The 6095-nt window shown below is 64.2% G+C and carries 5 protein-coding genes; 3 read left to right on the top strand and 2 right to left on the bottom strand.

Annotation, left to right across the window (positions count from 1 at the left end):
- Window positions 1-61 precede the first annotated feature (61 nt).
- Window positions 62-817, bottom strand: a complete 756-nt coding sequence (locus ACK1U9_RS05735) for a DUF2076 domain-containing protein (protein ID WP_449109753.1) — start codon at window positions 815-817, stop codon at window positions 62-64.
- 166 nt (window positions 818-983) lie between these two features.
- Here ACK1U9_RS05735 and ACK1U9_RS05730 point away from each other — a divergent pair, with 166 nt between their 5' ends.
- Complete coding sequence (locus tag ACK1U9_RS05730; RefSeq protein WP_108480714.1) at window positions 984-1640, top strand: YciC family protein; 657 nt, start codon at window positions 984-986, stop codon at window positions 1638-1640.
- 539 nt (window positions 1641-2179) lie between these two features.
- Here the strand turns inward: ACK1U9_RS05730 and hrpB are convergent.
- The gene (gene hrpB, locus ACK1U9_RS05725; protein ID WP_449109752.1) at window positions 2180-4708 is read right to left on the bottom strand and encodes an ATP-dependent helicase HrpB; all 2529 of its coding nucleotides are present in this window, start codon (window positions 4706-4708) and stop codon (window positions 2180-2182) included.
- Between the two features lie 117 nt (window positions 4709-4825).
- On the opposite strand from hrpB, the gene ACK1U9_RS05720 reads away from it, so the two are divergent.
- Both ACK1U9_RS05720 and ACK1U9_RS05715 read left to right on the top strand, forming a co-directional pair.
- Window positions 4826-5245: a hypothetical protein gene (locus ACK1U9_RS05720; RefSeq protein WP_046613202.1), complete on the top strand. Its 420-nt coding sequence runs from the start codon at window positions 4826-4828 to the stop codon at window positions 5243-5245.
- 22 nt (window positions 5246-5267) lie between these two features.
- On the top strand, window positions 5268-6095 hold an 828-nt coding region (locus tag ACK1U9_RS05715; RefSeq protein ID WP_449109751.1), incomplete at its 3' end, for a cation diffusion facilitator family transporter.

Raw genomic sequence — 6095 nt, 5'->3', positions numbered from 1 at the left:
GCCTTGTGTCGCGAAAGGGGCGCAAAGCGCCCCCAGAATCGCCAGCAGTATGCCAGACCTGTCAGACGTACGAATCGTCGTCCGAGAAGAACCCACCATCATCGCTGCCATAATCGCTGTCGGCATAACCACCCTGGTCGCTGCCCCAGCCACCGTTGTCAGCTACCTGCTGCTGCGCCCCCGAGTCGTTCCAGCCACCGTTGTCACTGGCCGGCGCCGGCTCTTCCTTGATCACCTCGACCACCTCCTCCGGCTGCGAGTTGTGGTTGAACAGGCTGCTGATGCCCTGCGCCAGCAACACGCCACCCGCCACACCGGCTGCAGTCTGCATCGCGCCGCCAAGGAAGCTGCTGGCACCACTGCGTGCCGGTGCAGCGCCAAAGCCAGGCTGCTGCGCTTGTGGCTGGGAAAAGCCCGGCGCCGATGGCTCACGCCAGCCACCGCCAGATGTCACGGGTGCTGCAGCGGGACGCTGCGGTTGCGCGGCCGGGGCCGCATTGCGCCCAGCCGAACCAAAGATGCTGGACAGGAAACCACCACCGCCATTACTCGGCGCACTGCTGGCGCGGGCGGCCTCGGCCTGGGCACGGGCCTGCTTCAGTTCGGCTTCCAGTTGCTTGTTCTGCTCGTCGAGGCGCTTGATCGCTGCCTCCTGCACCAGAATCGCCTGGGCCATGTAATAAGGCGCCGCCGGCTGCTGACGTACATGTTCCTCGATGCATGCCTGGGCCTGCGCATCACGTGGCTGGCCCGGATCCTCGGCTTGCTTGAGGCGGCCGAACAGGCCATCGATCAGGGTTTGTTCTTCAGTATTCATGGGGCGACCTCGTGGGGTAGCGGACAACGGACAGCGTCAAAGATGGGGCGTACAGGCGTGGGATTCAATCACCGGCGGCGTGAAACTTTTTTCAGCAAGTGACAGCCCCAAGCCTGCTTTGGGCTAAAGTTAAGCCCCTGTTTTTACTGCCATGCGATCTTGACTGATGAATCCGCTGAGCGTCCTGCGCGACTCCCTGTACTTCTTCCGCCGTCACCTGCCAAACATTCTCCAGCTGTGCCTGCCGCTGGTGGTGCTGGAAGCCTTGCTCACCCAGTTGCTGTACCGGCAGATGGGCGACCAGGCATCACCAGCCTACGGCATGCTGATCAGCCTGCTGTTCTACCCGCTGTACAGCGCCGCGCTGATCCTGTACCTGGACACCCGCAGCAACGGTCGGGACATCGCCAAGCGCGACCTGTTCGCCCGTGCCCTGCAACTGTGGCCGCAACTGGCCCTGCTGATCCTGATCAGCTCGCTGCTGATCATGGCCGGCCTTGCGCTGTTCATCTTCCCGGGCGTGTGGATCATGATCAATCTGGTGTTCGCCGAATACCTGCTGGTACTGCGCGGCCGCCCGGTGGTGCAGTCGATGCGCGACAGCGCCAGCATGACCACTGGGCATTTCATGCGCATCATGATCTGTGTCGTAGGTGTGCTGGCGCCGATCTGGTTGATCGACGGGCTGCTGCTGATGGCCTTCCCCGAACCCGCACCGGGTGTCGAACTGGCCATGGACAGCCTGAGCGGCTTCCTGCAGCTGTTCAGCACCGTGGTGCTGTATCGCCTGTTCATGCTGCTGGAAAGTGAGGCCGGGGCCTGAGGCATCCGGGAAAGTCTTCGTTCTGCTCGCACGCCCGACGGTGGCATTAAACCAGATAGCCGAAGTCACCGATCACTGGCAGACCGAACCCTTATACCAAGACGGTGACGAGCTGTTTTGCCACCTGCTCGACCAGAGAGGTAATAAGGCAAAGGTCTGAACTATGCACCCAGCTACTGGAATTACCAACAGCCACCGGCCCCGCTGAACGTCTGGGAAGGCGAAGTCGCTACCTTCGCGCTTGAGCTGAGGTCCTGATGCAAAAGTTCAAGGCACGAAGCTCTGTACGATTGGCCTTGATACTCGGTGATGCTGCGTTGAAGTCAGCCTCGGAATGCTCATTTACAACCCGTCTGACGGCTGTATAGCCTCGACGCGCTGGAGGAAGCCATTAAGCCTCCCATCTGGCACACCCGATCCACACGGTGACTGCATTACCACATCAGCCTCTCTGGCAATGCAAATCCAGTACCTGCTGAACACGAAAGAAGGCGAAACACTCACCTTCCTGCTTAAGCAAGATAGCTGAACACTGCCGCTCAGGTGCCGCGCGGCTTCGCCCGTGCGGTAGCCTCAGCCACCAATGGATCATCCGGCCAATAGTGCTTGGGGTATCTGCCCTTCAGATCCTTCTTCACTTCGGCATAAGTCGTACGCCAGAAGTTGGCAAGATCCTGGGTCACCTGCACTGGCCGCCGGGCCGGTGACAACAGATGCAACTTCACCTGCTGACGACCATTGGCGATGCGCGGGGTGTCGGCCAGGCCGAACAGCTCTTGCAAGCGCACGGCAAGGATCGGCGGGTTCTCGCTGTAGTCCAGGCGAATGCTCGAGCCGGAAGGCACCGCCAGATGCGTCGGCGCCCATTCATCCAGGCGCTGTGGCAATGGCCAGGGCAGCAGATTGCGCAAGATCGACGGAAGGTCCAAGGCAGCGAAATGACTCAGCCGCGAGACTTTGCCAAGATAGGGTTGCAGCCAATCTTCCAGGCTGGCCAACAGGGCTTCATCACCCAGGTCGGGCCATTCGCTTTGCCCATCCTTGAGCAGATCCAGCTGACGCAAAAGTGCTATCCGCGCCTGCCACTGACGCAGCTCCGGGGTCCAGCTCAGCAGGTTCAAGCCTTTGCGCCGCACCAGGCCAACCAGTGCCTTCGCGCGGGCTTCATCATTCAGGCCAGGCAATGGTTCGCGGCTCAGCACCAGCTCGCCGACCTTGACTTGGCGCTCGGCGCGCAGCACCTGCTCGCGCTCGTCCCAATCGAGGATATCCACCCGCTCGACCTGCTCGGCCAGCACACCCTCAAGCAGCGCCGGATCGAACTCGGCGGCCAGGTAGATACGCTCTTCGCGCTGGCCCTGCCGGCTGCCCAGGTCGGCAATCACGAGCCACGGGCACTTCATCAGTGCATCGACTTCGGCAAACAGCGCCGCTCGGCCGTTGGCCAGCCGGTATTCCGCACCGCCTTCGCGGCGCTGCTGGGCGACGCGGTCGGGGTAGGCCAGCGCCAGCAGCGCGCCCAGCCAGCGCGGGTGATCGGGGTCCACGACCGGCGCGCGTGGTTTGCCACGCAACAGGCCACGGTACTGGCGAGCCAGTTGGCGCGCACGCTGCACGCCGCCGTGGCTGCCACGGGCAGCCTTGCTTTCACCACTGACCAGCGCCAGCCGGCTGTGCAAATCAGCACCACCGCCGCGCTGGATATCCCGCTCGCCCAGCAGCGCAGCCACATCACAGGCCATCTGCGCCAGGCCAAGGTCCTGGCCGCGCAACAGCAGATGCGCGATACGTGGATGCGCCGGCAACTCGGCCATGGCCTGGCCGTGTTCGCTGAGGTTGTCACGGCTTCCGGGCTTGAAGGCATTGAGCCGTGCCAGCAGGTCCTGGGCCTGAGCGAAGGCGGCAGTGGGGGGCTGGTCGAGCCAGCGCAACTGCTCGGGCGTCACGCCCCAGCGTGCCAGTTGCAGGGCCAGGCCGGCCAGGTCGGCCTGCAGGATCTCGGCGCTGCCGTGTGCGGCCAGCTGTTCATGCTGGGCCTCGGACCACAGGCGGTAACACACGCCGGGCTCCAGGCGGCCGGCACGGCCGGCGCGCTGGGTAGCACTGGCGCGGGAGATGCGCTGGGTGTCCAGGCGGGTCATGCCGCTGCCGGGGTCGAAGCGCGGTACCCGGGCCAGGCCTGCGTCGATCACCACGCGCACGCCGTCGATGGTCAGGCTGGTCTCGGCGATATTGGTGGCCAGCACTACCTTGCGCAGCCCCTCGGGCGCCGGGCCGATGGCTGCACGCTGGGCGTCGAGATCGAGCTCGCCATGCAGCGGGCAAAGCAGGACCTCGGGGCGCTCGCCCAGCGCTTCCTGCAGGCTCTGGTGCACCCGGCGAATCTCGGCTTGACCCGGCAGGAATACCAGCACACTGCCGGTCTGGTCAGCCAGTGCCTGCAACACGCTGTCCACTACCCGTGGCTCGATGAACTCACCCGGTTGGAAAGGCCGCCCCCAACGGATGTCGACAGGGTGCATGCGGCCTTCGCTGCTGACCACCGGGGCATCATCCAGCAGCCGCGAAAGGCGCTCGCCCTCCAAGGTCGCGGACATCAGCAGAATCTTCAGTGGCGGGTCGTCTCGCAGCAATTCCCGGCCATTCAGGCTCAATGCCAGGGCCAGGTCAGCATCGAGGCTGCGCTCGTGAAACTCGTCAAAGATCACCAGCCCCACGCCCTCAAGCGCCGGGTCGGCCTGCAGGCGGCGGGTGAGGATGCCTTCGGTCACTACTTCGATGCGGGTTTTCGGCCCGACCTTGCTGTCCAGGCGGATGCGATAGCCCACGGTTTCGCCGACCTTTTCGCCCAGTTCGCTGGCCAGCCGCTCGGCCGCAGCCCGCGCTGCCAGACGCCGGGGCTCGAGCATGAGAATGTTCTGCCCGGCCAGCCACGGCTCGTTGAGCAGCGCCAGCGGTACTCGGGTGGTCTTGCCGGCGCCAGGCGGCGCCTCCAGCACCGCTTCGTCACGGTTTTCCAGGGCCTGGCGCAGGGCCGGCAAGACAGCATCGATCGGTAATGAAATCATGGTGGTCCTCGAACAGTCTGGCGAGTATAACGGCGAACCCAAGCTGCCCTATCATGGTCTTAGCTTCAGGTGCAGGCGTTTCGCTTGCCCTGCTGAATACCTTTTCGGAGTTTTTACATGCGCATCCCATCCCGCGTCATCGGTGGCGCCCTCATCGTCACCTTGCTGACCCAACTGACGGCCTGCGGCACCATTCTGTACCCGGAACGTCGTGGCCAGATCGGCGGCAAGATCGACCCAGTGGTTGCCGCAATGGATGCCATCGGCATCCTGTTCTATGTGATCCCGGGGCTGATCGCCTTCGGTATCGACTTCGCCACGGGCGCCATCTATTACCCAGGCGGGCGATCCGCCCAGGTCGACCCAGTCAAACTGCGCGAAGCCGTGAGCCCCGATGGCAAGGTCGACAACCTGAAGTTGCAGGCCATTCTGGAAAGCGAATTGGGCCAGCGCCTGCCGCTGAACGACCCACGGCTGATCCAGCATCGCGGCAGCATCGAGCAGTTGGCCAGCCTGGGCCTGGTGCCTGCTGCCTGAAGCACAAGGACGCTACCCACGGATGATGACCACCCCGGCTGAACACCAGCGCCTGCTACGCCTGGCCACTCGCGCATCGCTGGCGGTGGCCAGCATCCTGGTCCTGAGCAAGGCGCTGGCCTGGTGGCTGAGCGGGTCGGTCAGCCTGCTGGCCGGGCTGACCGACTCGGCACTGGACGCTGTTGCCTCGTTCCTGAACCTGCTGGCCGTGCACTACGCCCTGCGGCCAGCCGACAACGACCACCGGTTCGGCCATGGCAAGGCCGAAGCCCTGGCCGGTATGGCGCAGGCGCTGTTCATCGGGGTCAGTGCGGTGCTGATCGGGGTGCAAGCGGTTGACCGCCTGCACAGTCCGCAACCCTTGGGCGATACCGCCGTCGGTATCGGGGTGATGCTGCTGTCGCTGGTGCTGACCCTTGCCCTGCTGGCACTGCAACACAAGGTCATCCGCCTGACCGGCTCCACGGCGGTGCGGGCCGACTCCCTGCACTACCGCTCGGACCTGCTGCTCAACGGCAGCATCCTGCTGGCCCTGCTGCTGGCACGCTTTGGCTGGCCGCAGTTGGATGCGCTGTTCGGCTTGGGTATCGCTGTCTATATCCTCTGGAGCGCGCTGCAGATCGCGCGGGAGAGTACGGCCATTCTGATGGACCAGGAACTGCCCGGCGATGTTGGTGAAGACATGGCTGCGCTGGTGCTGGCCATTCCCGGGGTTGAAGGCGTGCACGACCTGCGCACGCGGGTGTCGGGCAACCAGTGGTTCGTGCAGCTGCATCTGGAGATGCCGGGGCAATTGCCGCTGCATGATGCGCATGCCTTGTGCGAGGAGGCCTCGAAGGTGATCCGCCAG

This window comes from Pseudomonas sp. XP1, assembly GCF_053557675.1.
The sequence above is the reverse complement of the archived record's forward strand: the minus strand, read 5'-3'. Positions and strand labels throughout refer to the sequence as shown.

What these genes read in the sequence shown, in the direction of transcription:
- hrpB (WP_449109752.1), bottom strand. Translation starts at nt 4,708, where the DNA reads ATGATTTCATTACCGATCGATGCTGTCTTGCCGGCCCTGCGCCAGGCC.
- ACK1U9_RS05720 (WP_046613202.1), top strand. Translation starts at nt 4,826, where the DNA reads ATGCGCATCCCATCCCGCGTCATCGGTGGCGCCCTCATCGTCACCTTG.
- ACK1U9_RS05730 (WP_108480714.1), top strand. Translation starts at nt 984, where the DNA reads ATGAATCCGCTGAGCGTCCTGCGCGACTCCCTGTACTTCTTCCGCCGT.
- ACK1U9_RS05735 (WP_449109753.1), bottom strand. Translation starts at nt 817, where the DNA reads ATGAATACTGAAGAACAAACCCTGATCGATGGCCTGTTCGGCCGCCTC.